The 250-nt window shown below is 67.2% G+C and carries 1 protein-coding gene; it reads left to right on the top strand.

Annotation, left to right across the window (positions count from 1 at the left end):
• The coding region (locus tag ACE38U_RS22405; protein WP_375530541.1) for a hypothetical protein at window positions 1–250 on the top strand (250 nt) is incomplete at both ends.

The following is a 250-nucleotide window of genomic DNA, read 5'->3' as shown; positions in this document are numbered from 1 at the left end:
GGATGCGCAGCATAACCCGGTGGCCGGGCAGGCCGCCGTGGTGCAGACCACGGTGGTGGGCGGGGCGACGCTGAAGGGGAGCTGGACTGACAATCAGGACGGCACTTACAGTGCTACCTTTACCGCCACCACCGCCGGCCCGGGCCTGAAGGCCTCGATGACGGTGTCTGACGGTACGGTGGAGTCTGCGCCGTTTGACATCACGGCCGCCGCGCCGGTGAAAGCAAACTCCACCCTCGCGCTGGACAAG

Origin of the sequence: Cedecea selenatireducens (assembly GCF_042138895.1) — a bacterium.
GTDB classification, from domain to species: Bacteria; Pseudomonadota; Gammaproteobacteria; order Enterobacterales; family Enterobacteriaceae; genus Cedecea; species Cedecea selenatireducens.
Note: the sequence above shows the minus strand (reverse complement) of the source record. Positions and strands in the feature narration are given on the sequence as shown.